Origin of the sequence: Anaerotignum faecicola (genome assembly GCA_024460105.1) — a bacterium.
GTDB lineage: Bacteria > Bacillota > Clostridia > Lachnospirales > Anaerotignaceae > JANFXS01.
Genome location: JANFXS010000561.1, coordinates 1 through 392, shown reverse-complemented (window position 1 = coordinate 392; position 392 = coordinate 1). Strand labels below are relative to the sequence as shown.

Here is a 392-nt window from a genome sequence, read left to right as displayed (position 1 = left end):
CATGTGGCGGATAATAACCGCTGGTATCCGGGGCATGCCCACTATAATTTCACGGAAACACTGACAGCCCTGCACCGTGTAGGTTACCGCGGAGCGCTGGCCCTGGAAATCACGAATGCGCCAGATACAGAGACTGCCGCTAAAAAAAGCCTCTCCTATTTAAACTCAATTCTTGAGACACTGCCGCATCTTTCATGACGGCAGGAGAGAGGCGGACAGACGGAAGTGATAAGATGTTATTTGACAGAAAGCAGCTGGTAAAGCTGATAGTACCTCTGGTTTGTGAACAGGTAATTATGGGCACCATTGGGATTGCCGATATGCTGATGGTCGCCTCGGTAGGGGAGACAGCGATTTCGGGGATTTCCCTTATAGACTCCATCAACCTTTTA

General features: G+C 49.7%; 1 protein-coding gene. It reads left to right on the top strand.

Translation table 11 applies throughout. From position 1 onward, the window contains the following. Window positions 1-198: sugar phosphate isomerase/epimerase (locus NE664_15395; GenBank protein MCQ4728017.1), on the top strand; the 198-nt coding region annotated here is incomplete at its 5' end. Window positions 199-392 lie beyond the last annotated feature (194 nt).